The sequence below is a fragment of the Streptomyces sp. NPDC054841 genome (genome assembly GCF_053611045.1).
Genome location: NZ_JBSGZO010000013.1, coordinates 23,691 through 47,978, shown reverse-complemented (window position 1 = coordinate 47,978; position 24,288 = coordinate 23,691). Strand labels below are relative to the sequence as shown.

The 24,288-nt window shown below is 70.5% G+C and carries 20 protein-coding genes; 8 read left to right on the top strand and 12 right to left on the bottom strand.

The annotated features are described in order from the left end of the window. The first annotated feature begins 121 nt into the window (after positions 1–121). The gene (locus ACWGI8_RS03705) at positions 122–721 is read left to right on the top strand and encodes a TetR/AcrR family transcriptional regulator (RefSeq protein WP_453658358.1); all 600 of its coding nucleotides are present in this window, start codon (positions 122–124) and stop codon (positions 719–721) included. 75 nt (positions 722–796) lie between these two features. On the opposite strand, the gene ACWGI8_RS03700 is transcribed toward ACWGI8_RS03705, so the two are convergent. From ACWGI8_RS03700 to ACWGI8_RS03680, 5 genes are all read right to left on the bottom strand, one after another. Further along, entirely contained in the window at positions 797–1,354 is a 558-nt protein-coding gene (locus ACWGI8_RS03700; protein ID WP_453658356.1) for an exonuclease domain-containing protein, read from the bottom strand. 154 nt (positions 1,355–1,508) lie between these two features. After that, positions 1,509–2,918, bottom strand: coding sequence for a S1 family peptidase (locus ACWGI8_RS03695; RefSeq protein ID WP_453658354.1), 1,410 nt, complete (start codon positions 2,916–2,918; stop codon positions 1,509–1,511). A 150-nt stretch (positions 2,919–3,068) separates the two neighbouring features. Continuing rightward, entirely contained in the window at positions 3,069–5,453 is a 2,385-nt protein-coding gene (locus ACWGI8_RS03690; protein WP_453658352.1) for a phosphoketolase family protein, read from the bottom strand. Positions 5,454–5,563: 110 nt separating this feature from the next. Then, a complete protein-coding gene (locus ACWGI8_RS03685; protein ID WP_453658350.1) occupies positions 5,564–6,514 on the bottom strand; it encodes a universal stress protein in 951 nt (316 codons plus the stop codon). A 90-nt stretch (positions 6,515–6,604) separates the two neighbouring features. Continuing rightward, positions 6,605–6,796 carry a hypothetical protein gene (locus ACWGI8_RS03680; RefSeq protein ID WP_453658348.1) on the bottom strand — a complete coding sequence of 64 codons (192 nt, stop codon included), beginning with the start codon at positions 6,794–6,796 and terminating at the stop codon, positions 6,605–6,607. A 181-nt stretch (positions 6,797–6,977) separates the two neighbouring features. Here ACWGI8_RS03680 and ACWGI8_RS03675 point away from each other — a divergent pair, with 181 nt between their 5' ends. Continuing rightward, positions 6,978–8,111: a glutathione-independent formaldehyde dehydrogenase gene (locus ACWGI8_RS03675; protein WP_453658346.1), complete on the top strand. Its 1,134-nt coding sequence runs from the start codon at positions 6,978–6,980 to the stop codon at positions 8,109–8,111. A 44-nt stretch (positions 8,112–8,155) separates the two neighbouring features. Here the strand turns inward: ACWGI8_RS03675 and ACWGI8_RS03670 are convergent, their stop codons facing one another. Both ACWGI8_RS03670 and ACWGI8_RS03665 read right to left on the bottom strand, forming a co-directional pair. Next, positions 8,156–8,695 (bottom strand): transglycosylase SLT domain-containing protein, encoded by a 540-nt coding sequence (locus tag ACWGI8_RS03670; RefSeq protein WP_453658344.1) that lies wholly within the window; start codon positions 8,693–8,695, stop codon positions 8,156–8,158. Between the two features lie 338 nt (positions 8,696–9,033). Continuing rightward, complete coding sequence (locus ACWGI8_RS03665) at positions 9,034–9,597, bottom strand: DedA family protein (protein ID WP_453658342.1); 564 nt, start codon at positions 9,595–9,597, stop codon at positions 9,034–9,036. Positions 9,598–10,208: 611 nt separating this feature from the next. Between ACWGI8_RS03665 and ACWGI8_RS03660 the strand changes: the two genes are divergently transcribed. Both ACWGI8_RS03660 and ACWGI8_RS03655 read left to right on the top strand, forming a co-directional pair. Next, positions 10,209–11,714, top strand: a complete 1,506-nt coding sequence (locus ACWGI8_RS03660) for an FAD-dependent monooxygenase (RefSeq protein WP_453658340.1) — start codon at positions 10,209–10,211, stop codon at positions 11,712–11,714. 151 nt (positions 11,715–11,865) lie between these two features. Continuing rightward, positions 11,866–12,507 carry a cysteine hydrolase gene (locus tag ACWGI8_RS03655; protein ID WP_453658338.1) on the top strand — a complete coding sequence of 214 codons (642 nt, stop codon included), beginning with the start codon at positions 11,866–11,868 and terminating at the stop codon, positions 12,505–12,507. Positions 12,508–12,850: 343 nt separating this feature from the next. Here the strand turns inward: ACWGI8_RS03655 and ACWGI8_RS03650 are convergent, their stop codons facing one another. The 5 genes from ACWGI8_RS03650 to ACWGI8_RS03630 all read right to left on the bottom strand — a co-directional run bounded on the left by ACWGI8_RS03650 (position 12,851) and on the right by ACWGI8_RS03630 (position 19,274). After that, positions 12,851–14,020 (bottom strand): serine hydrolase domain-containing protein, encoded by a 1,170-nt coding sequence (locus tag ACWGI8_RS03650; RefSeq protein ID WP_453658336.1) that lies wholly within the window; start codon positions 14,018–14,020, stop codon positions 12,851–12,853. A gap of 129 nt (positions 14,021–14,149) precedes the next feature. Further along, on the bottom strand, positions 14,150–14,950 hold the full coding sequence (locus ACWGI8_RS03645; protein ID WP_453658334.1) for a maleylpyruvate isomerase family mycothiol-dependent enzyme: 801 nt from the start codon (positions 14,948–14,950) through the stop codon (positions 14,150–14,152). Positions 14,951–15,168: 218 nt separating this feature from the next. Then, positions 15,169–16,065 (bottom strand): arginase family protein, encoded by an 897-nt coding sequence (locus ACWGI8_RS03640; protein ID WP_453658332.1) that lies wholly within the window; start codon positions 16,063–16,065, stop codon positions 15,169–15,171. A 299-nt stretch (positions 16,066–16,364) separates the two neighbouring features. After that, positions 16,365–17,639, bottom strand: a complete 1,275-nt coding sequence (locus ACWGI8_RS03635; RefSeq protein WP_453658330.1) for an SUKH-4 family immunity protein — start codon at positions 17,637–17,639, stop codon at positions 16,365–16,367. Positions 17,640–17,891: 252 nt separating this feature from the next. Continuing rightward, complete coding sequence (locus tag ACWGI8_RS03630; RefSeq protein ID WP_453658328.1) at positions 17,892–19,274, bottom strand: M64 family metallopeptidase; 1,383 nt, start codon at positions 19,272–19,274, stop codon at positions 17,892–17,894. Between the two features lie 138 nt (positions 19,275–19,412). On the opposite strand from ACWGI8_RS03630, the gene ACWGI8_RS03625 reads away from it, so the two are divergent. The 4 genes from ACWGI8_RS03625 (at position 19,413) to ACWGI8_RS03610 (ending at position 24,287) form a co-directional block, all read left to right on the top strand. Next, positions 19,413–20,753, top strand: coding sequence for a helix-turn-helix domain-containing protein (locus ACWGI8_RS03625; RefSeq protein WP_453658326.1), 1,341 nt, complete (start codon positions 19,413–19,415; stop codon positions 20,751–20,753). Positions 20,754–21,543: 790 nt separating this feature from the next. After that, complete coding sequence (locus ACWGI8_RS03620) at positions 21,544–22,497, top strand: TauD/TfdA dioxygenase family protein (protein ID WP_453658324.1); 954 nt, start codon at positions 21,544–21,546, stop codon at positions 22,495–22,497. Between the two features lie 81 nt (positions 22,498–22,578). Continuing rightward, positions 22,579–23,187 carry an NADPH-dependent FMN reductase gene (gene ssuE, locus ACWGI8_RS03615; protein ID WP_453658322.1) on the top strand — a complete coding sequence of 203 codons (609 nt, stop codon included), beginning with the start codon at positions 22,579–22,581 and terminating at the stop codon, positions 23,185–23,187. Positions 23,188–23,252: 65 nt separating this feature from the next. Further along, positions 23,253–24,287 (top strand): ABC transporter substrate-binding protein, encoded by a 1,035-nt coding sequence (locus ACWGI8_RS03610; protein WP_453658320.1) that lies wholly within the window; start codon positions 23,253–23,255, stop codon positions 24,285–24,287. The last annotated feature ends 1 nt before the right edge of the window (position 24,288 follow it).

Sequence of the window (24,288 nt, the reverse complement as noted above, 5' to 3'; positions counted from 1 at the left end):
GTCGGGCGATACCGCCGAATCGGGCGGCGGGGCCTTGGGTGGTACCCGCTCGTGTGGTTTAAAGTGCAACGCGCAATCGGATGGCCGATTCCGACACGACGATACGGAGGCGCGGTTCCCCTTGTCAAACACTCCACCCCCCGCCGGCACGCCCGCCGGCGGCAAGCTGCGTTCCGATGCCGCCCGCAACCGGCTCAAGGTGCTCGACGCGGCCCGCGCCGCTTTCTCCGAGTCGGGCCGGGAGGCACAGATGGGCGACATCGCCCGCCGCGCGGGAGTCGGCGTCGGGACCGTCTATCGCCACTTCCCGACCAAGGAGTCACTGGCCGAAGCGATCGTGGAGCACCGCTTCCAGCAGACCGTGGACTTTCTGCGGACCGAGGTGCTTCCCGATCCCGACGCCTGGCACGGCCTCACCCGCTCACTGGAGTTCTGCGGCACCATGCAGGAACAGGACCGGGGTTACGCCGAGACCGTCACGGCGATGATCGGCGGCAGCTCGTTCGACGAGAAGGCGATCGCCGAACTCAACGAACTCACCGACCAGGTGCTCAAGCGCGCCCAGGCCGAGGGTTCGGTGCGTGCGGATCTCACCGTGGCCGACATGTCGCCGCTCTACATCGGCCTCTGCCATGTCGTACAGGCCGGCGTCGTCGACTGGCGCCGCTATCTCGGCATCATCCTCGACGGTCTGCGCCCGCAGCCCGACCGGGCGTCCTGACCCCGGCAGGGCGTCCTGAAGCAGCGCCGCCCGCCCGCGGTCATCGAGGCAGCCGGGTCCGACGACCCCATCCGGCTACGCCGGCCGGCCGTCCCGGTCCTCCAGCGACAGCACCAGTGCCGCGATGTTCCAGGCGTCGTCCTCACCGCTGTGGTGACGGCCCTCCAGCGGGAGGCCGGCGATCCTGAGGGCCTCGGCCATGCCGGGGCGCTTGCGCAGGCGGTGGGCTTCGGTGAAGGCGGCCTTGACGTTGATGTGCCGACGGCCGAAGGGGTACGGGGTGCCCGTTGCCCGGCACTGGCGGGTGAACTGATTGCGGTCGTAGTCGCCCCAACTGGCCCACGGGCGCGCCCCGGCACCGTGCTCGGCGGCCAGGATCCGGCAGGCCTCGGCGAATTCGACGCCCGTGTCCACCTCGGCCTGGGTGAGGCCGGTCAGTTCGGTGCAGAACGCGCCGACCGTGGACCGTACGGGCCGTACGAGAATGCGATGCCGGGCGATCCGCTCGCCCGCCCGCAGGTCGACCACGGTCAGCCCGATCTCGATGATCTCGCTGACCGATCCGGGCGGCGGCTGTCCCTCCCAGCAGGTCGCCTCGACATCGACGACGTTGAGCAGATCCATGGGGTTCATGGCGCCGAGCGTAGAGAGACCGGCGGGCGCCGGTCACCTGGAATTCCCGCGGGCCCGGATGGCGTGGGTCCGGGCCGTCGTCGGCGGTGTTTCTGAACCGGCCCGTCTGTCTCCCGGTTGGGGAGCCCGCCCCGGTGACGGGCTCCTTCCGGGTTCAGGCCCAGGTCTGGGCGTAGGCGTTGCGGTAGTCCCTGCGGCCCTGGGCCGACTGGATCCATCGGCTGACGACCAGCAGCACCAGACTCGCGCCGATGACCCCGAGCCCCGGACCGACGGCGCCGAGAGGTCCGAGGCCGGCGGCGATGTCGGTGACGATCCCCGGTCCGCTCACGCCTCCCGGCTGTGCGGCCGCTCCCGGCGGTGCGGCGGCTCCCGGCGTTCCCGGTGGGACGGATCCGGCGGCGGACGAGGACGGATCCGTCGGGGAGCCCGGCACCTGGCCGCCCGCGCCGCCACGGTCCGCGCCGGCAGCGCCCGGCCCGGCTGCCGGGCTCATCCGGAGCGCCGCCATCGCCTTGGTCGCCGGCTGGAAGTACGTGACGCCTCCGGTCGTGCAGTCCCCGTTGCCCCCCGAGGTGACACCGAGCGCCAGCCCCTGCGCGAACAGCGGGCCCCCGCTGTCTCCTGGTTCCGCGCAGACCGTGGTCTCTATCAGACCGGTGACCGTTCCTTCGGGGTAGTTCACCGTGGCGTTCAACGCGGTCACCCGCCCGGAGCGGAACCCCGTCGTGCTGCCGCTGCGGAAGACCTGCTGTCCGACGACGGGATCGGCCGCGCCGGTGATCCGTACCCCTCGGCCCTCGCCGATTTCCACGATGTCGGGGCGCTCGGGGGATGCGCCGTTCGCGTACCGCACAAGAGAGAAGTCGTCGCCCGGGAAGCTGGAGGCAACGGTGGTGCCGAGCTGCTCATCCTGCTCGCGGTCCCCGAACCAGGCGGTGCCGACGGGGCCGCAGTGCCCGGCGGTCAGGATGAAGGTGTCCCGGCCGTCGGTCACGTTGAAGCCCGCGGTGCAGCGGATGTTGCCCGCGAGCATCGAGGCACCCCCGTTCAGCCTGGTGGTGAAGGCGCCTTGGGTCCGCTCCATGCGTACGAATCCGCCGATGCTCTCGGCGAGGTCGGACATGCGCGACCAGTCGGCGGCGGAGACAGTTCTGTCGGCGTGCACCACGACCTCGTTGGACGCGTAGTCCACCGCCCACGCGGTCCCGGTCACGAGTGGTGCCGAGCGCAGGGCCTCGGTGGCCGAGCGGAGCTGGTTCATGCTGTGGCGCACGACCTTGGCTTCCGCTCCGGCCCGCTCGACCTCCGCTGCCGCGCCCCTGTCGGTCACCGCGACCACCGGACGGCCGTCGGCGCCCGTCCAACTGCCTGCGGTACGGGACTCGCCGAGCCGTGAGACGAGAGTCCCGGCCGGATCGCCGGCCGGCGGGGTGCCCGCTCGGGTTTCCGGTGCGGCCGGTTCGCCCGCCATGGCGTCGGAGACCATCAGCGAGCCCCAGACCAGCCCGCCGACGGCCGCCAGCCGGGCGATCCGCTGAAGGTTGCGTCGTGCGTGCCTCATCCGCGGCCCCAAGGTCGTACTGACTCTGACGCTGTGTCACCAGCTGTACGGGGCCCCGGAAGTCAGGGCCCCACCGTCAATACGCGCCATCACGCCGTGCTGTTCACTCCTCGCGGCGATCCGTGAGCCGGTGTCGGCCTGCCGGAGGTCTCAGCCGTTCCAGGTCCAGTCGGTGACCTCCGGCATGTCGACACCGTGCTCACGGATCCACGCATGGTGCCGGGTACGGGCGTCGGCCATCGCCTGGCGCACGGCGACCGTCCGGACCCCCAGTCCGGGAACGCGGTCGATGACGTCCATGACCAGGCGATAGCGGTCGAGGTCGTTGCGGACGACCATGTCGAACGGCGTCGTGGTCGTCCCCCGCTCCCGGTATCCGCGGACGTGCATATTCGGGTGCCCCGCGCGGCGGTAGGCGAGGCGGTGCACCAGCCAGGGGTAGCCGTGGTAGGCGAAGATCACGGGCTTGTCGCGGGTGAAGAGGGTGTCGTACTCGAAGTCCGTCATCCCGTGCGGATGCTCCTCCTGCGGCATCAGCCGGGTCATGTCGACGACGTTGACGACCCGGACCGCGAGATCCGGGATGTATTGACGCAACAGGCCGGCCGCGGCAAGGACCTCCTGCGTCGGTACGTCCCCCGCGCAGGCCAGCACGACGTCGGGCGCCCGCTCCCCCGTTTCGGTACCGGCCCATTCCCAGGCTCCGGCGCCGCGGGCGCAGTGGACGCGTGCCTCGTCCAGCGCGAGCCAGTCGAAGCAGGGCTGTTTCCCGGCGACGATCACGTTCACGTAGTCGCGACTGCGCAGCGCATGGTCGGCGACGGACAGCAGGGTGTTGGCATCCGGGGGCAGATAGACCCGGACCACTTCGGGGCTCTTGTTGAGGACGTGGTCGACGAAGCCGGGGTCCTGGTGGGAGAAGCCGTTGTGGTCCTGGCGCCAGACGTGCGAGGTCAGCAGGTAGTTGAGGGAGGCGACGGGGGCGCGCCAGGGCAGTTGCCGTGCGGTCCTGAGCCATTTGATGTGCTGGTTGACCATGGAGTCGACGATGTGGGCGAAGGCCTCGTAGCACGAGAACAGTCCGTGCCGGCCGGTGAGGAGATAGCCCTCGAGCCAGCCCTGGCAGCAGTGCTCGGAGAGGATCTCCATGACGCGGCCGTCGTGCGTCAGGTGCTCGTCGGTGGGGACGACCTCGGCCTGCCAGGCCTTTCCGGTGACGTCGAAGACCGCCTCCAGGCGGTTGGACGCGGTCTCGTCCGGCCCGACCAGCCGGAAGTCCCGGCGGTCCGCGGAGTCCCGCATCAGCTGCGCGAGCAGGTCGCCCAGCACCCGGGTGGGTTCGTGCCGGTCCGCTCCGGGCTTGGATACCGGCACGGCGAAGCGCTCCAGGGGCGCGACGGGCAGGTCGCGCACGAGCAGGCCGCCGTTGGCGTGCGGGGTGGCGCCGAGCCTGCGATCGCCGTCCGGGACGCAGTCGAGCACCTGCGGCCGTGGCCGGCCTGCCTCGTCGAACAGCTCTTCCGGACGGTACGACCGCAGCCACCGCTCCAGCTGGGCCAGATGCGCGGGGTTGTCGCGGACCGCGGCGAGCGGTACCTGATGAGCGCGCCATGTGCCCTCGACCGGTTCGCCGTCGACCTCGGCCGGGCCGGTCCAGCCCTTCGGGGTGCGCAGGACGATCACCGGCCAGCGGGGCCGCTCGCCCGCTCTGCCGTTACGGGCGGACTCCTGGATGCCGGCGATGCGGTCCAGTGCCTCGTCCATGGCCACGGCCATGGCCACGTGCACCTCCATCGGCTTGTCGCCGATGACGTGCAGGGGTTCGTGACCGTATCCGCGCAGCAGATCGTCGAGTTCTGCCTGCGGGAGCCGGGCCAGCACCGCCGGGTTCGCGATCTTGTATCCGTTCAGGTGGAGGACCGGCAGCACCGCGCCGTCGTGGACGGGGTCGAGGAACTTGTTCGAGTGCCAGGAGGCCGCCAGCGGGCCCGTCTCGGCCTCGCCGTCGCCGATGACGCAGGCGACCAGCAGCCCGGGGTTGTCCAGGGCGGCGCCGTAGGCATGGGCCAGGGCGTAGCCCAGCTCACCGCCCTCATGGATGGAGCCGGGGGTCTCCGGTGCGACATGGCTCGGCACCCCGCCGGGGAACGAGAACTGCCGGAAGAGCCGGTCCAGGCCGGCCGCATCCCGGCTGACGTCCGGATAGATCTCGCTGTAACTGCCCTCCAGCCAGGAGTTGGCCAGCACGGCGGGACCGCCGTGGCCGGGACCCCAGACACACAGGGCCGACAGTTCGCGCGCCTTGATGACACGGTTGAGATGCGTGTGGACCAGATTGAGTCCGGGCGAGGTACCCCAGTGCCCCAGCAGCCGCGGCTTGACGTGCTCCGGCCGCAGCGGCTCCTTCAGGAGCCCGTTGCTCATCAGATAGATCTGGCCGACGGCGAGGTAGTTCGCCGCCCGCCAGTGGGCGTCCAGCCCCTGGAGCTCCTCACGGCTCGGCGTCGGCCGGGCGCGGCGCTTGAACTGGATCATGAATTCCTCCGTAAGGAGCGAGCCGCGCTCCGTTGCGGGGCTCGCTCCACGGATGCCCTACCACCGCTGGGGTCCTGCTCCCTTGCGTGTGCCCCGAATGAACTGCCCGGTCACCCGATGGGTGGCAGCGGTCCCGGTTCCGGAGGGGTCTCCGTTGCGGCAGCGGTCTCGCTCCGTCCGGAGTCGGATGGCCACTCCGGCACCACAGCGACAGGGCACTCGCTGTGGTGGAGCACCGCGTGCACCACTTTGCCGAGCTGGAGTCCGAAGTGGCCGTGCCGGTACCGCGCACCGACGACGATCAGGTCCGCCGCGGCACTGCGCTGCACCAGTACCTTGTGAGCCGGGCCTTCGACGGTGGAGCGGAGCAGGGTGAGTCCGGGGTGTTCCTTCAGGCCCTCGGCGACCGCCGCGTCGATCTGGGTGGCCGCTCTTTCCCTGTAGTACATGCCGGGTTCGTCGACCGGCTCCGCGTGGTCGACGGTCTCGTGCACCGGACGGTGCCAGGCCCGGACCGCGTCGAGTTCGCATCCGCGCGCTGCGGCCTCGCGGCAGGCGAACAGGGCGGCGCCCGTTCCTTCACTCTCGTCGCCCACTCCGAGCAGGATGCGTCGGTGAGTGCCTTCCCGTCCTGCCTTGTCCCCGCGCAGCACGACCACCGGGCAGTGTGCGCGCGCCGCGACACCCAGTGACACCGATCCCAGGAGCAGGCCCGCGAGTGCTCCGCGGCCACGCGATCCGGTGACCAGCATCGCGGCGTGACGGCTCTCGTTCACCAGCCCGGTCACGGTGTCCTCGGCGAGGACATCGGTGCCGGTCTCGACGTCGGGGTTGCGGCGGTGGGCGCGTTCGACAGCGTCGGCGACGAGCGTGTCGATGAGGACCTGCTCCGACGGACGGTCGGAACCGTCCGCCACTGTGGCGCCCTCGTACCGCTCCCACCTGGACGCGTACACAAGGCGTAGCGGAAGCCCGTGGCGCGCCGCCTCGTCCACGGCCCAGTCCACCGCTTCGAGGCTGGACTCGGAACCGTCGATTCCTACGACCAGTGGCGCTTCCACCGACCCCACCGCCTTGTCCGACCGCTGGAGTGATTACTCCTTCACCGTCGCATCGGGGCGCTGCCGCCGCGAGGGCGATGGGCCGCGGGGTCAGCGGTCGGCGATGTCCTCGCGGAGGCCGTCGGAGAATTCCCACCACGACAGGGGGAGCCAGTCGCCGTCGACAAAGGCATCGACGGTCGCGCCGCGACCACGGACAGTCACCGTGGTTCCGGGGTGGTACGTGGTGCCGGACAGGCCGAGCACTGGGACGAGCAGGGTCCCGAGCCGATGTGCTGCCACGTGTCGCCCTCCCTTCCATTTCTCGGTGCGATACCGGGGCGGATATACCTCACCAGGGCGCTTATTCCTCCCGAGATTACCGGCTTGTCCCATCTTTCAGGGCGGAGAATCATGAGAGTTAGGTCACGAAAGAGAACGGCCAGGCAAATCGCCGGTGCATTACCGAGCGGAGGAGGCAGCAATGAAGGCCGTCATGTACAAGGGACCGTTCACCGTCGCAGTCGAAGACGTCGACAAGCCCACGATCCAGCACCCGAACGACGTGATCGTACGGATAACCTCCACGGCGATCTGCGGCTCCGACCTCCACATGTACGAAGGCCGCACGGCGGCGGAGCCCGGCATAGTCTTCGGCCACGAGAACATGGGAGTCATCGAGGAACTGGGCCAGGGCGTCACCGCGCTCAAGGAGGGCGACCGCGTGGTCATGCCCTTCAATGTCGCCTGCGGGTTCTGCACCAACTGCGTCGAGGGATTCACCGGATTCTGTCAGACCGTCAATCCGGGATTTGCGGGCGGCGCTTACGGCTATGTCGCCATGGGCCCGTGGACGGGCGGCCAGGCGGAGTACCTTCGCGTGCCCTACGCAGACTTCAACTGCCTGAAGCTGCCGCCGGGAAAGGAGCGCGAGAGCGACTTCATGCTGCTCGCCGACATCTTCCCCACCGGCTACCACGGCTGTGAACTCGCCCAGGTCCGCCCGGGCGAGAGCGTCGCGGTGTACGGCGGCGGGCCGGTCGGGCTCATGGCCGCCTACTCGGCCCTGCTACGCGGCGCGAGCAAGGTGTTCGTCGTGGACCGGGTCCCCGAGCGGCTGGAGAAGGCCCGGGAGATCGGCGCGGTGCCGGTCAACTTCGCCGAGGGCGACCCCGTGGAACAGATCAAGGAACAGACCAAGGGCGTCGGCACGGACAAGGGCGTGGACGCCGTCGGCTACCAGGCGATGGCGCGCGGAACGGACCGGGAGGAACCGGCCACCGTCCTGAACTCGCTCGTCGGCACGGTCCGGGCCACCGGAATGCTCGGCGTGCCCGGCCTCTACGTACCGGCCGACCCGGGCGGCCCTGACGAGCAGGCCAAGCACGGCATGCTGCTCGTCTCGATCGGCAAGCTCTTCGAGAAGGGCCTGAAGATGGGTACCGGTCAGTGCAACGTGAAGCGCTACAACCGGTACCTGCGCGACATGATCATCGAGGGTCGGGCCAAGCCGAGTTTCGTCGTCTCGCACGAACTTCCCCTGGCCCAGGCGCCGTCGGCATACGACAAGTTCGACAAGCGGATCGAGGGCTACACGAAGGTCGTGCTTCACCCGTAGACCCGTAGCCCCGCCGCCGCGGGGCCCCGTCGTCCGCCGGCGGATCAGTAGGCCGAGTCGACGTTGTCGATGGAGCCGTACCGGTCGGCGGCGTAGTTGGCGGCCGCGGTGATGTTGGCGACCGGGTCGGTCAGGTCGTGCTTGGTGCCCTTGACGTGGTAGGCGTCGAAGGTCGGCTGGATGACCTGGAGCAGACCCTTGGAGGGCGTGCCGTTCTGCGCGTTGACGTCCCAGTTGTTCTGAGCGTTCGGGTTACCGCTGGACTCACGCATGATGTTGCGGTGGAGGCCCTCGTAGCTGCCGGGGATGCCCTCGGACTTCATGATGTCCAGGGCCTGCTTGATCCAGCCGTCGAGGTTGTCGGAGTACGACTTCTCGGTCTGCTTGGCCGTCTCGGCCTTCTTGGCCGCCTCCGCCTTCGCCTTCGCCGCCGCGACGCTCACCGAAACCGGCTCGGCGGCGTGGGCGGGCGAGGGGGCCAGCGTGAGAGCCGCTGCTGCGGCACCCGCGGTGGCGATGCCTGCGACGGAGAGCTTGCGGAATCGGGCGATGCGGCTGGTGCTGGTCTGGGCGTAGGCGGTCATGCGTTCTCCAATGGTGGACTACATGGGGAGGCCGACCGAGGTTCGGTTCGGCGTGAGCAGCACGGCCGATGCGAGTGGGACCCGCCGGGCCGGCTCGTGCTCCCCGGACGTCAGCCATGGTTAGCGGCGCCTGACGATGGGCGCAAAGATGTGACGTACTAACCAGCTACATAGAAATGCCTGGAATGATCTTAAAAAGGGACATTTCTGCACTTTGCCTGCGGCCTGGCCGGCTACTACCGTCCTTAGGACGTGACGTGGCTCCTATGCGTGGGATCACACGGAAGACCCGATCCGGGGCCGGATCCGGACGGCGCCGGAGGCACCGATGCCACGACTCATGACCAGGCGCCGCGCCTGCTTCGGCCGGTCTGCTGGGCCACCAGCGCCAAGCCGGCGACCAGGAGGGACACGCAGGGACCGATGAGCAGCGGGGCCAGCGGGTGTGTGGTGTACCGGCCGCTGAGGTATCCGAGTCCGACGGTGGAGAAGACGAACACCGCCTCGGCGACGGTGGCGCCCAGCAGGAACCGCCGGAACGGGAATCCGATGATGCCCGCGGCCAGCCCGCCCAGCCCCCGTCCTCCGGGCAGGAACCGCACCGCGATCACTGCCGGCACGCCGTACTGCCGGAACTGCCCGGAGACCGTCTCCAGCATCGTCCGCCGTCCCGTGGTCCGCGTGAGACGGCGCAGTGCCCGCGGGCGTGAGCGGCACGCCGCCCAGAAGACGCAGAGATCGCCGAGGACCGTGCTGGCCAGCAGGATCACCAGCAGGAACGGGAGGCTGAGGGTCCCCACGGCGGCCAGCGCACCCGCGCCCGCCACCAGAGCCGAGTTCGGCACCATCGGTACCACGGTGACCAGCACGAGCAGTGCGTAGATCCAGTGCTCGTGTTGCACCCTCGACCAGCCCCCTCGGAGTCGGACCATGTCCGGCGGCCATCCGCTCGGCGTCCGCTCGACACGTTTCGCTCCACGCTCGCAGGTGCACCCCCGTGCGATCAATGCACCTCCGGCCAACCCACGGGAAACTTCGCGCCCCCAGGGCCGGTCTTCTGGACGTCCCGTCAAGATCCGGACGACGGGCCGTGGGCGGGAAGACGCTCCTCAGGCGTTGACCAGCGCCATCTCCTCCGCCGAGAGCCTCAGCTCCCCCGCCGCCACGTTCTCCGTCATCAGATGGTCCGGATTGCGCCCGCCTCCCGCCCCTCGCCGGCGATGGCGATGGCGATGGCGATGGCGAAGAACGGCACGAATATCGCCCTACGCGGCGCGCAACCGATCCGGGAGGAGTTCGTCCGTCCACGGCGGACGACAAAACACAAAGGCAAGGAGGTCACCCACTCCCTGCCACTCTCAACGTATAGCGCCCCGGGGGCCTTGCGGCAAGACCCCGGTCATGCCGCAGAATCACCGCACTCGGCGCGGAGGTGCGGGTGTACGGGGCGTGCGCGCCGCCGGACTGCGCGGAGCGGCCGGCCGAAATCCAATCTCGTTGAATGGGCGTGTTGATGATTGACGTGATCGTGGTCGGCGGCGGACCGACCGGGCTGATGCTGGCCGGCGAGTTGCGGCTGCACGGCGTACACGTGGTCGTGCTGGAGAAGTTGACCGAGCCGACCGAGCAGTCCCGCGGGCAGGGCCTGCACGCGCGCAGCGTCGAGATGATGGACCAGCGCGGCCTGCTGGACCGGTTCCTCGCGGTCAGTGAGAAGTTCCAGGTCGGCGGGCTCTTCGGCGGTATCGCCAAGCCGTGGCCCGACCGGCTGGACACGGCGCACCCCTACGGCGTCGCCACCCCGCAGCCGGTCACCGAGCGGCTGCTCAACGAGCGCGCCGTCGAACTCGGTACCGAGATCAGGCGCGGCTGCGAAGTGGTGGGGCTCAGCCAGGACGAGGACGGGGTGACCGTCGAGCTGGCGAGTGGGGGCACCCCCGCCAATGAGGGCGTAGCCAGTGGAGGTCCCCCCGGCAATGGGGGCGTAGCCGCCGGGGGAGGGGGAGGCACGCACCTGCGCTCGCGCTACCTCGTCGGGTGCGACGGCGGCCGCAGTGCAGTGCGCAAGCTGCTCGGCGTCGGTTTCCCCGGCGAGGCCGCCAAGGTCGAGACGCTGCTGGGCGAAATGGAGCTGACCGAGGATCCGGACACGATCGCCGCCGTCATCGCCGAAGTCCGCAGGACGCAGCTGCGGTTCGGCGCCACCCCCAGCGGGGACGGCATGTACCGCGTCGTCGTGCCCGCCGACGGGGTGGCCGAGGACCGCGCGGCCACGCCGACCCTGGAGGAGTTCAAGCAGCAGCTGCGGGCCACCGCCGGCACCGACTTCGGCGCGCACTCGCCGCGCTGGCTCTCCCGGTTCGGCGACGCCACCCGGCAGGCCGAGCGCTACCGGGTCGGCCGGGTGCTGCTGGCCGGCGACGCGGCGCACATCCACCCGCCGACCGGCGGGCAGGGGCTCAACCTCGGCGTGCAGGACGCGTTCAACCTCGGCTGGAAGCTGGCCGCCGCGGTCAACGGCTGGGCGCCGGAGGGACTGCTGGACAGCTACCACGCCGAACGGCACCCGGTGGGCGCCCGCGTGCTGGACAACACCCGCGCGCAGATCACGCTGTTGGGGACCGATCCGGGTGCGACCGCGCTGCGGGAGCTGTTCTCGAAGCTGATGGACTTCGAGGAGGTGAACCGCTACGTGACCGAGATGATCACCGCGGTCGGGGTCAGCTACGACTTCGGCGAGGGCCACGAACTGCTCGGCCGGCGGCTGCGGGACGTGAAACTGAAGCAGGGTCGCCTCTACGAACTGATGCACGGCGGACGCGGACTGCTGCTCGACCAGACCGGCCGGCTCTCGGTGGAGGGCTGGGCGGATCGGGTCGACCACGTCGTCGACGTCAGCGAGGAACTGGACGTGCCCGCGGTACTGCTGCGGCCGGACGGCCACGTGGCGTGGGCCGGTGAAGATCAGCAGGATCTGCTCAGCCGGCTGCCCAAGTGGTTCGGCGCCGCCGTCGGCTGAACGCGCAGTCGTGACCCGAAAAGGCGGTGCTCGGGGTGGTGGCGGCCGCGTGGGCTCCCCCGGGGTGGCCCGCACCGTCTGCCGACGCGCCCCCGCGTCGCTGCGCGCGTAATGGATTCGCGGCGCAGTGCGCGGGGGTAGCGTCACGCCCATGGATGAACGATTTGGGCTTGCCGTTCCGCGTTCGCTGGAGGAGGCGTGCGACCCGCGGCGCATGGCGCTGCTGGTCTACGACATGCAGACCGGCATCCTGGAGCAGATCGGCGAGCGTGACCGTGTCGTCCGCCGGGCGGTCGAGGTGGTCGGGGCCGCCCGGGCCGCCGGAGTCCGCACCTTCTTCCTGCGCCACGTGACGCTTCCCCCTGAGCTGATGGGCGCCTCCCAATTGCGCATGTGGCGCGCCTGGCAACGGGCCGAGCGAGCAGCCGACGTGGTCTCCCCCTTCCCGCCGGGTGCCGCGCAGACGCAGATCATCCCCGAGTTGCAACCCACTGATCGTGAGGCCGTGGTCGACAAGATCACCATGTCGGCGTTCGAGGGCACCTGGCTCGACACCGTTCTGCGCGACTGCGGAATCACCACGGTCGCCGTCATCGGCGTCGCCATGGAGATCGGCATCGAGCCCACCGTCCGCCATGCGGCGGACCTGGGCTACGTCCCCGTTGTCGTCACGGACGCCTGCGCGGGCGGCGACACGGAAGCCGCCGAACGCTCCCTGACCGCGCTCCGCTTCACGGGGGACGCCCTGATGGCCACCGCCGAGGAGTTCCGCTTCGTACTCGCTCACGAATGAGCCGGCCCACGAGCCGGCCGGGCCTGGATGCATTGCCCTGTCGGGTTGGGGAGGCTTCCCGTTGGTCTGTGGCCGGTAGGGCCGGGTTCGCTTGTCGGCGATCCCGGCCGCCGGTCTGGAAGCATTCCTCGATGGCCAACGCACGCCGGCGATCCTGGCCAGGTCGGCAACAGTGCAGGTGATGGGTGCGTAGGGCCCCCGTCGGGGGCGGGCGCACGCATACGCACCCTCCGTTGGGCTGCGGCCCTGGCCCGATTGTCTGCGACACCCACCCCGCCACAGCCGACTGCGGAAGGAAGAGCGCGCCCGTGACGCGGGCCCGTGAAGGGACTTCGGCCGTGCCTCAGACGCCGGCCGCGTACCGCCAGAAGTCCCGCATCAGTTCAGGGAAACTGGGCCCGCCCATCTGCAGCTGGCTGAGCATGATGGTGACCGTCCCGGTGGAGGGTGTGATGTGCGCTGTCGTTCCGGTGCCGCCGACCCAGCCGTAGCGTCCCGGCACGCTCCACGGCTGGACGGCCTCGACATCGACCGCCCCGCCGAAACCCCAGCCCATCCCCTCCAGGAACAAGCCGGCCGACTCGCGCTCGGACGAACTCAGGTGATTGGTGGTCATCTGCCGCACCGACTCGGGCGTGAGCAGCCGGTGGCCGCCGACCGTCCCTTCGGCGAGCAGCATCCGGCCGAAGGCGAGCCAGTCGTCGACGGTCGAGACCAGCCCACCGGCGCCGCTCGGGAACGCCGGCGGCCTGCTCCACTGGCCGTTGGCGGCGTCGACCAGTTCGAGTCCGCCCTCGGTACCGGTCCGGTAGTAGCCGGTGAACCGGTCGAGCTTGGCGGCCGGTACCGCGAACGCGGTGTCGGACATCCCGAGCGGCTCGAAGATCCGCTCGGACAGGAATTCCGGCAGTGGTCGTCCCGTGACCCTGGCGATCAGCACTCCCTGGAGGTCGGAGCTGATGTTGTACAACCAGCCGTCGCCCGGCTGGTGCAGCAGTGGAATGCGGGACAGCCTCGCCATCCACTCGTCCGGCGCGGGGACGGTCTGCGGCTGCGGAGGTCCCTGCTTCAGCTCACTGAACAGCGGCGCGACCGCGGGCAGTGAGAAGTCGGACGGGAAGCCGTACCCGGCGCGGGAGCCGAGCAGATGGAACACGGTGATCGGCCGGACCGCCGGGATCACGTCGTCGACCGGTGCGGCCGGCGTACGGACGACGCTCGGTGACGCCAGCTCCGGCAGCCACGGCCCGACCGGGTCGTCCAGCGCGATCCGGCCGTCCTCGACCAGCATCATGACCGCCGCGGCGACGACGGGTTTGGTGATCGAGGCGATACGGAAGATCGAGTCCCTGGCCATCGGGGCGGTGCCCTCGACGTCGACGGATCCCACGGCCGCCACCTCGATCCGGTCACCGCGGGCCACCAGGCCCACCGCTCCCGGCACCAGGCCCACCGCTTCCGGCACCAGGCCTTTGCTGACGTGCCTCTCCAGAGTGTCGCGCAGATCGGCCATGTATCCACCCTCTCAAAATGTACGGTCAAGGGCTGGACTCCGGGCCCGGCGCAAAGTCATCGTGCCGCGGCTGGGCTGGGGCCAGGGCTCGGGATGATCCTCGGCTTCCCGCCACGACCGGCCGACACGTCACTCGGGCGGCACGAGGGTGAAGTAGCGGTCGAGCACGCCCCGGTCTCCCGTCACCTCGTCGAGGCGGTCCGCGGGAATCCGGTGCCAGAGGAACAGCATCAGGTCCGACGCCGTGCCGGACAGCTCGACGTCGCAGGGTCCGTCGTCGTCGGCGTCGAGCCGTACGTCGTCGCCGTCGAGGTGCACCGTCCACCGGCCCGTGCCGTCGGTCCGGCGGAAGCGGTAGCGCTCGCCCGTTCCGGCCGGGGCCTGCTTCCTGGAGCGCCGTGCCGGTGCCATGACCTCGAAGTTCTGACGTACGGCGTACTCCGCGAGCTCGGTGTCGACCGGCTGGGGCACTCCGAGTGCGGCCTCGGCGTCCCAGCGGTGCACCGCGGCCTCGATGGTCTGCATCCGCAGCCAGAATCCGACGGTCTGCTCGCGCGACCACGTCCACACGGCCGCGTCAGGAGGGCTGTTCCTGAAGTGCGACTCCAGCGTGGCTGCCCCCTTCGCGTAGGCGTCGATCAGGCTCTCCGGCACCGGTCCTCGATGCGGTGGCGTGCTTTCCGGCGTCGGCCAGCCCTTACGGTCCGCGGGCAGGCCGGCGAAGACGTCCGCGAGGTCCGGCGGCTGCCGGAGCAGATCCCTGAGGATGTGGTTCACATAGAGGTGCACGCCGCCGAGGTGCGCGATCAGGTCGGACATCGACCAGCCGGGGCAGGACGGGACCAACGGCGCATCGTCGAAGTGGGCCGCCTCACGGGCGGCGGCCTCGAACGCCAGGGTCTCGCGACGGAAGTGAGCGGTGAAGTCCATGGCCTCACATTGCCACCCCTCCCGGCCGGACAAGCCTGGTTCTTTCGGCCGGACTCGCCTGGCCACGCAGACTGCGATCCATGGCGTGACCACGCCATCGCTGTCACGCCCTCTGCCGGGCCCCGGAGCGCCGCAGCTCAGGAGCACCGGAGCCCCGGAGCGCCGGTAGCCGATCGTCAACTCTCAGGCGCCAGGCCGACGGCGGGCCGGGGTCCGGTTCACCTGCTGCGGTCGGGCCGCGCCGACAGCCCTCGGCGCAGGCACTCGGTGAGGCGGGCCGCAATGCTCCCATCGGGGTCGAGCCGGGGGTTGAAGATGGTGACGTCGAGGCCGACGGCCCGTTCGTCGGCCAGCGCCGTCCGCAGCACGCTCTCCAGTTCCTGCCAGGTCAGCCCACCAGGGAGGCGGTAGTCGACGGCGGGCATGATCGCGTCGTCCAGGACGTCGACGTCGAGGTGGACCCAGTACCCGGCGCGTTTGCCGGCGGCGAGTCGGCCGACCGCCTCGCGGGCTGCCTCAGCAGCACCGGCCGCACGCACGCCGTCGAGGTCGATCGCGTGCAGCTGTGGCGGGAGGGGTTGCATCCCTGCCTGCGTGGACTCGGCGGAGTCGCGGAAGCCGAAGGCGACGACATCCTCGTCCCGGAGCAGGGGCCCGCGGCCTTCGAGGTCGGTGAGCAGCCGGGGGCCGCGGCCCGTGGCCAGGGCGAGTTCCATCGACGCCGCCTCGCCGGTCGGTTCCGCCGACGGCTGGTAGAAGTCGGTGTGGCCGTCGAGGAACAGCAAGCCGTAGCGACCGCGGCGTCGCAGGGCGAGGAGGTTTCCGAGCAGGATGCTGCAGTCGCCCCCGAGGACCACGGGAAAGCAGCCACGGTCGAGGACACCGCCGACCGCGTCGGCGAGTCCGACGGAGTACCGCGCGATACCGACGGGGTTGAGGATCCCGGTGTCACGGTCCCGCGCCGGGTCGTACGCCGGCGCTTCGACCCGGTCCGCCCGTCGCGCCCCGAGGTGCGCCGGCAGACCGGCATCGAGGAGAGCCGTCGGCAGGTCCTGGACGCCGGACGGCCGCAGCCCGAGCACGGACGGCGCCTCGATGATCTCCAGTTCCCGCACGTCCGGACTCCTTCGTCGGCCGGGCCGGGTCGTCCGGCATGCCTCTGTGGCGTCATCCGGTGGAGTGCCACCGATGCAGGACCCATAGTGGCGCGCCAACGCGTGCGCCGAGCCTTCGACACAGCCCCGGACACACTGACGAGCACCTCGCCTCCGGTACGGATCCGCCGCTGGATACGGAGGCCGGGCCGACGGCCCGGCCCCAACTGCCCGGCATGCCGACATGCCGACATGCCGACAGGGGTCCGGCACACCGATCCCCCTCCCCCGCATGCCTCCGTATGCCCCTGCTTTCCGGGCTATTGGGAGAGCAGCCCGCCGGTGTACGGGTCCTCGGCGAGCATGCGCCAGGAGTGGCGTGAGGTCCGGAACGCTTCCGGGTCGACGGCCTCCACCAGCTCGTCGACACGCGTGTGCAGCAGGGTGAGCGGGTCGTACACGCGCCAGGTCTCGCAGTTGATCCCGCAGTCCCAGCGTCGCCATTCGGCGCGCATCCGCTCGTAGACCCACCAGGCGTACAGCAGTGCCGACAGGTCGCGATTGAGATAGGCCGCGGGCTCGCCCTCGCCGTACCACTCCGGCAGCTCCAGCCGGCCGGTGGCGCCGTCGAGCGCGATCACGAGATCATGGGGCCACCATCCGATCGCAATGTAGTCGCGCTGGTACGCACGGCCCGCGTCCGACTCCTGTCCGTCCGGCTCTGCTGTGCCGCCGAAGGCGTCCGGGTGTTCCGCCATGGTGCGCAGCGGCTCGTCGAAGGCGCCGAAGAGCTCACAATCGAGCGGCAGTCCGAGCTCGGTGAGCAGCCGCCGGGTCGGCCCATGGGTGAGCTGGGCCGGGAGTTCCTCCGGTCGGTAGCGGCGCACGCGGCCCTCGCCGTCGAGTGCGGCGACCTCCTCCACGAGGTCCGGGCCGAACTCGTACGCAAGACCGTCGGGCAGACCGGGCCGGGCACCCCACGACAGGGAACGCACCAGCACGGAGGTCCCCCAGTGCGCGGGAGGGGTGTCGGTGGCGAACAGCTGCGGGTCGGCGGCGCGCATGCGTCGCTCCGCGGCCTCGATCACCTCGGCGACGGCAGCGGGCCCTCGGCGGCTGCCGTACGCGTCGTCCTGCGGCACCGCGCCTGACACCGCCTCGGCCGCGGCGAGCAGCCCCGACAGGGCGGTCAGGTCGGACGCGAGGAGGTCGCGGCGGATCTCTCCGGGCCGCTCGGGGTGCGTACTTCCGGATCGATCGGCCAGGTACACCTCGCCGGTCACGCCGTCGAGCACGACACGGCTACCGCAGTAGTCGGTCTCACCGAGGACCAGCAGCCGCCCGTCTGCGACCACGTCGCCGCTCTCTCCCTTGGTGAGGGGCTCCAGTCGGCCGCTGCGCAGGACGCCGAAGTCGAGGTCGGCGGCAGCCTCGGGCAGCCCCTGCTCGCTGAGGAACCGCCGGCTCGGACCATGTGACAGCCCCTCCGGCAGAGCCGCCGCCGCCGTCCGGCACATCCTGCCCGCTCCCGCACCCGCACCCGCACCCGCACCCGCACCGACAGGTTGCCGCCCGGTTGTCGAGTCGGTACCCATGCCCCGCATCTCCCCCTATGACGATGATCGCCGTGGTGTGGACGACCCTAGCGGGGCGCCGACTTCGGTCGGGGCGGGGAAGGGGTCAGGGCCGGGTCTGCTCGGTCCTGCCGGTACTCGACCGTCCGACCGGGACGGCGCAAGGCCATGTCGTACGCCCCTGCCTGCATGGGCGTTGAGCGGCCACCACCAGGGCGGCCGCGCGATGGCGCAGCCATGTGACGATCTCACCTCGTTGTTCAGGCCGACGCCTCAGAGCCGGACCTTCCAGCTCACGGTGGACTTCAGCGTCCCGGCGATTTTCGGATCCCGCACTGAGGGCGTACGGTCCTCGACGGTGACCGACAACGTGTGCGTGCGCAGGTCGAGCAGCCGCAGGAGCAGGTCCGACACCCGTACCCGGGTACGGCCGGCGAAGGGCTTCAACTCCTTGCCGTCCAGATACCAGCGGATCCTGAGCTGACGCCCGTCCGCGCCCGTCAGCCGGGGTACGGCGGCCTTCGCGGTGTCTTCCGGCCGGAGGGTGCGACTCGTCGGGGTGACCGCGGTGACGAGCCTCGCGTGCCGGTGGAAGCCTGCGATCATCGCCTCGACACCGGGCAGATTGAAGGGCTGGCCGAGGGAACGCATCAGGGAGTTGTCGGTGGGCCGGTACAGCCCCTTCACGTAGTAGCCCCCGCCCTCGTACGTGCCGACCGTGCCGCCGTCGGGCGACTCCTCGCCGAGCCAGCGGTGCCACTTGGCCCGCTGCCCTGCCATGTCCTCGGCCGCCAGTACGGAGATGTTGGAATCGGCGGGCTCGGGGCCCGTGTACTCCTCGTAGCCCGGGTAGTCCGGGTAGTAGTACTCGTCGGCGAGTTTGCCCAGCGAGTGGCCCGTCTCGTGGATGGCGACCTGGCCGGACTTCTCGTTGGCCGCCGAGGCGGTCGAGATCCCTTCGTAGCCGAGGGTCTCGCTCGGCTCGTTGTAGCCCGCGCCGCCGTACTTGGCGCTGTTGGCGAGTACGAGCACCAGGTCGGCCTCCGGTGCCTTCGCCACGTACGCGTCGACCTTGTCCTGGTCGATGCACAGCAGCCGCTCGATGTCGTCGCACCAGAAGTACGAGCCCAGGGCCGTGTCCCGGACGACGTCCGGACCGGGGTCGCCCGAGACGCCGGACTGGTTCGAGACGGCGTCGACGGCCCAGACGTTGAAGAGGCTCTGGTACGTCGTGTACGGCTCGACGGCCGCGAGCTCGGCCCACTTCTTCTTGGCGTCGGTGTGGAACTGGGCCAGTTCGGCGGTGGTGTAGCCGTCCCCGACGACGACGATGTCCAGCCGGTCGTCGGTGGAGCCGTTGTCGATCAGTTTGGTGACCTCGCCGTCAGCGGCCTCCTCGGCCGCCGAAAGCCGCGAGGACGGCTGGTTCCGGCCCTCCTGCGGTACATGCGTGTGGCCGGATCCGGCGGCTGCACCGTGCTCCGGCCCGGGAATCTCGACCTCGACCCCGGATGCCGGCCCCGCCTCGGCCGCGGTCGCCGGTCCGGCGGGTGCCACGGGACCGGCGGACGCGCTGCCGGGTGCGCCGGCCAGTACGACTGTGAGGGCAGCGGCCGTGCCTGCCACCGCCATGGCTCCGCGCCGAGCTGAACGCATGGAATTCTCCCCCTGCCAAGCAAGTTAAGCGGATACATAAGCATGCTGAACGGATTGCTTAACCTAGGTGGAGGCACGGAAGGTGCGCAATCCCTACTGCCCCTGAATACTGGGGAGTTCAAGAAACAGGGGGTTCCCATGGACGAACCGGCCGAGATCGGCCTTCGGGTGCAACGCCTGCGCAACGAACGCGGGCTGACGCAGCGACAGTTGGCCGAACCTTCCTACACCCCCGCGTACATCTCGACACTGGAGTCCGGCAAGGTCCGGCCCTCCGAGACCGCGCTGCGCTTCCTCGCGGAGCGGCTCGGCACATCCTTCGAAGAGCTGTCCACCGGCCGCCCCGCCCATCTGGCCACCGAGCTGCGGCTCGCCCTCACCGACGCTCAGCAGCAGCTCGCCACCGGCTCCGCCGACGAGGCTGCCGTCCGCTACCGCCGGCTCCTCACCGACGCGGAACATCTCGACCTCGCTCCCGAGCAGGCCGAAGCGCTGCTCGGACTGGGCGAATGCGCACTGGAGACGGGTGAACTGGCCAACGCAGGACGGCACTTCGAGGCGGCACAACAACTCCTGGCCGGTGAACCGCTGCCCCGCCGGGCCCGCGCGATCCGGGGCCGCGCCATCGCCCACCTCCTGGCCGGGGAGCTGCGCTACGCCTGCTATCTCCTCGAGTCCACCATCGACGAGCTCGGCGCGAGCGGTCTGGCCGACCCCGAGGCGCTGGTACTGCTGTACGCCGCCGTGATCGGCCCGTACATCGACATGGGCGCCCATGCCCGCGCCGCGCACGCCGCCGAGCTCGCCCTGGCCCTGGCACCTCAGGTCGACGACCCGGCGCTGGTGGCGGGTATGCATCGGCAGGTGGCCCGTACGTTCCTCGCCGAAGGGCGCACGGCCGACGCCGATGCCTCGCTCGCCAAGGCCCAGGCGATTTACCGGCAGCTGCGGCTGCGGACCGATCTCGCGCACTGTCACTGGATGCGCGGCTACGTCCACGCACAGAACGGCGAACTCACCCTCGCCGAAAAGGAGTTGCGCACCGCCCGGGACATGCTGACGGCCAAGCGCGCCGTGCTCTACACCGCCCAGGTGGAGGTGGAGCTGGCCGACGTGCTGCGACGCCTCGGGCGGCTCGACGAGGCGGCCGGCCTGCTCTCGGCACTCCTGGAGCTGGGCGACCGGCACGGGGCGGTGCATGCGGGCGGCGCGCACCGGCTGCTCGGGCTCATCGCCGAGGAGCGGGGGCAGGCCGAAGCCGCCGAGGAGCACTACGTCCTGGCGCTGGCCCTGCTGGAGCGCAGCGGGGCCAGCGGCGACCTCGCCGACCTGTGCCGTCTGCTGGGCGACCTGCTGCGGCGCGGCGGGCGCACCGATGCCGCGCTGGACGCGTACCGCACAGGACTGGGGCACCGGGCAGCCCCCGGCACGACCACCCTGGGACCGGCCCCGGCGGCTCCGTCGATCCCGCGGCGCTGAGAGCTGTCCGGCGGCACCCGTCGGGCACGACGGGTGCCGGTCGGTCCTGCCCGGTTCCAGCGGTGCGTCGAAGGCTCGGGGTCCGGGTCGAAGACTCAGGCCCGGGTCGAAGACTCAGGCCCGGGTCGAAGACTCAGGGGCGAAGGCACAGTGGCAAAGGCTCGGGGTCCGGGTCGAAGGCTCAGAGGCGAAGGCTCGGTCTCAGGGGCGAAGAAGCGGCCGGCCCTGCCGCCCACCGCCGCGCCCCAAGGCGACCGCGTCGGACGCCACATTTCCGGTCATGGCTGGGGCGTTGCGGTGGCGTGAAATCGTCGGGGCCGGTACGCGGGCTTCCGGCGGGGCCGTCGCACACCTGCGCGCGCAGCCCTGTCGGCAGGAGAAGCCGCAGTTCAGAGCGAGTGCGGCGGACCCCGGGACGCCGCCGTACGGAGTGCCGTACCGGCTCCGATTCAACCGGTGGCGACCCACCCGACAGGCCTCCCCCCGCCCTTGACCGGTTCGGTGGGCCGCTGCCACGCTCCGAGCCATGTCCACGACGAGCATTCCCGTTGTGCGGCTCCACGACCCGTGCCGGCGCACTGCGCCGCAGGCGTGTACGAGCCGCTGTACGGCCATGCCCCGCGCCTGAGCATCGCGCCCCGTCGGTCCGGCCCTCTCCCTGCCCAGTGCTGCCGGGCCGCTCGTACATCACATTCCTTCCCCTGCGAAACGAATCAGCAGCCGCCTTCCTGTCGCCCCCCGGCATCGCGCCGACAGGCCGTCACGGAAGGCGGTGAGAAAGGAGCACACCGTGACTTCAGCGACCACCACCGACGTCCGCACCGCCGAGGAGCTCGTCGTACGGAAGGCCGGCGGCCGGCTCGGCGCCGTGATCTCCGGGGTCCGTCTCGGCCCGGACCTCCCGGCCGGGACCGTGGCGGCCGTTCGCGAGGCGCTGCTCGCACACAAGGTCGTCTTCTTCCGCGGTCAGGACCACCTCGACGAGGAGAGCCACGAGGGCTTCGCCCGGCTGCTGGGAACGCCGGTCGCCCACCCCACCGTGCCGTCCGCCGACGGGCGTTACTCCCTGGGGATCGACTCCGACCACGGCGGCCGGGCCAATCAGTGGCACACCGACGTCACGTTCGTGCCCGCCTACCCCGCGTTCTCCATCCTGCGGGCCGTGACCATCCCGCCCTACGGCGGGGACACCCTGTGGGCGAACACGGTCGCCGCGTACGAGGACCTTCCCACGCCGCTGCGCACGCTCGCCGAGAGTCTGCGCGCCGTGCACTCCAACGACTACGACTACGTGGCGCTGCGCCCCGACGCGCTGCCGGAGGCGATCGCCCAGTACCACGAGGTCTTCACCTCGACCACGTTCCGCACCGAGCACCCGGTCGTCCGGGTCCACCCCGAGACGGGTGAACGCGGCCTGCTCCTCGGCAACTTCGTACAGCGCATCACCGGTCTCTCCGGCGCGGACTCACGGGCTCTCCTGGACCTCTTCCAGTCGCACGTCGAGCGCCCGGAGAACACCGTGCGCTGGCAGTGGCAGGAGGGCGACGTCGCCATCTGGGACAACCGCGCCACCCAGCACTACGGCGTGGACGACTCCGACGGCCACGAGCGCAAGCTGCGGCGCGTGACCATCGACGGCGATGTTCCGGTCGGGGTGGACGGCCGTTCCTCGCAGTTGCTGGAACCGGAGAGCGTGCCGGACCCGGCTTTCGGCATCGCGTCGGGCGCGTCGGCCGGCGGCTGACACCCGCGAGACGGTCCCGGCGCTCCGGCGCTCCCTCGACGCGCCCACGTACCGAACGAACACCCTTTCAACGAGACCGTATTGTCCACACTGCTCGCCATATCCGCAAGCCCCTCCGCCACCTCACGTACCGCCCTGGTGCTGGACCACATCGTCCGGCGGCTGTCCCGGGCCGGTCTCGACGCAGGCCATCTGGCCGTACGGGACCTTCCGCCGGCGGAGCTGCTGGCCGGCCGGACCGACCATGCGGCGCTGCGCCGGGCGCTGCACGAGGTGCAGGCCGCCGACGGTCTCATCATCGCCACCCCCGTGTACAAGGCCTCCTACACGGGCCTGTTGAAGTCGTTCCTCGATCTGCTGCCGCAGGCGGGTCTGGCAGGCAAGACGGTGCTGCCCATCGCGACCGGCGGCAGTCTCGCCCAGGTCCTGACCATCGACTACGCCCTGCGCCCGGTGCTGTCCGCGCTCGGCGCGCGGCATGTCGTCGCCGGCCGGTTTCTGCTGGACACGGCGATCGAGCGCCGGCCCGGCGGCGGTGTCCGGCTCCAGCCCGACACGGAAGGGGAACTGTTCCGGGCGGTCGACGACTTCGTCGACGCGCTGCCCGCCGCCTCCGTCCCCAGCACCGCCTCCGTCTCCAGCACCGCCTCTGCCCTCAGCACTGCCTCTGTTCTCAGCGCCGCCTCCTAGCGCGGCACAACACCCCGCCGCTACCCGCCCCGCCCAGCCCAGCCCATCGCGAAAAGGGATCCACCATGCCCACGTTGACAGCGACATCCCGACGCCGGTTCCTCACCCTGCTCGGTATCTCGGCGGCCGCGGTGAGCTGCGGCCGGGCGACCGCCGGGGGCGCCTCCGGCTCGGCACGGACGAAGACCCTGAAGTACCAGGGATGGGCAGGCCAGGTCACGCTGCCGGAACTGGCCGAGGACCTCGGCTTCCTCGGGGACGTGAAGCTCCAGTGGATCGGCAACACGATCAGCGGCCCGCAGGACATCCAGTCGGCCGCCACCGGCCAGACCGACTTCGGCGGGGCGTTCAACGGCGCGGTCGTCAAACTGGCCGCGGGCAAGGCCCCCATCAAGGCCGTGATCAGCTACTACGGCTCCGACCAGTACGCCTACAGCGGCTACTACGTGCTCGCGGACAGCCCGATCCGATCGGCCCGTGATCTGCTCGGCAAGAAGGTCGGGATGAACACGCTCGGGGCGCATTCCGAGGCGATGCTCGACATCTATCTCCAGCGCAACGGACTGGCCCAAGGAGACATCGACAAGGTGGAATCCCTGGTGGTCCCGCCCGTCAACACCGAACAGTCACTGCGCCGGCGGCAGATCGATGTCGCCGTCCTGGGCGGCATCCTGCGCGACAAGGCACTGGCGACCGGGGGCATCCGCCCGCTGTTCACCGACCATCAGCTGCTCGGCTCCTTCAGCGCCGGGACGTACGTCATGACGGACCGCTTCATCAAGCGCAATCCCGATACGGCCAGGACGTTCGTCACCGCGGGGGCGAAGGCGATCGAGTGGGCCCGCACCACTCCGCGCGAGGACGTCGTGGCCCGGATGACCGAGATCGTGAAGAAGCGGGGCCGCAACGAGGACACCGCCGCCCTGAAGCACTGGAAGTCCTTCGGCGTCGCCGAGACGGGAGGCCGGATCACCGACAAGCAGTTCCAGCTGTGGATCGACTGGCTGGGCGAGCGCGGCGACGTCAACGGGGACCGGATCAAGGCATCCGACCTCTACACCAACGAGTTCAACGCGTACGGCAAGGGAAGCGGGAGCTGAG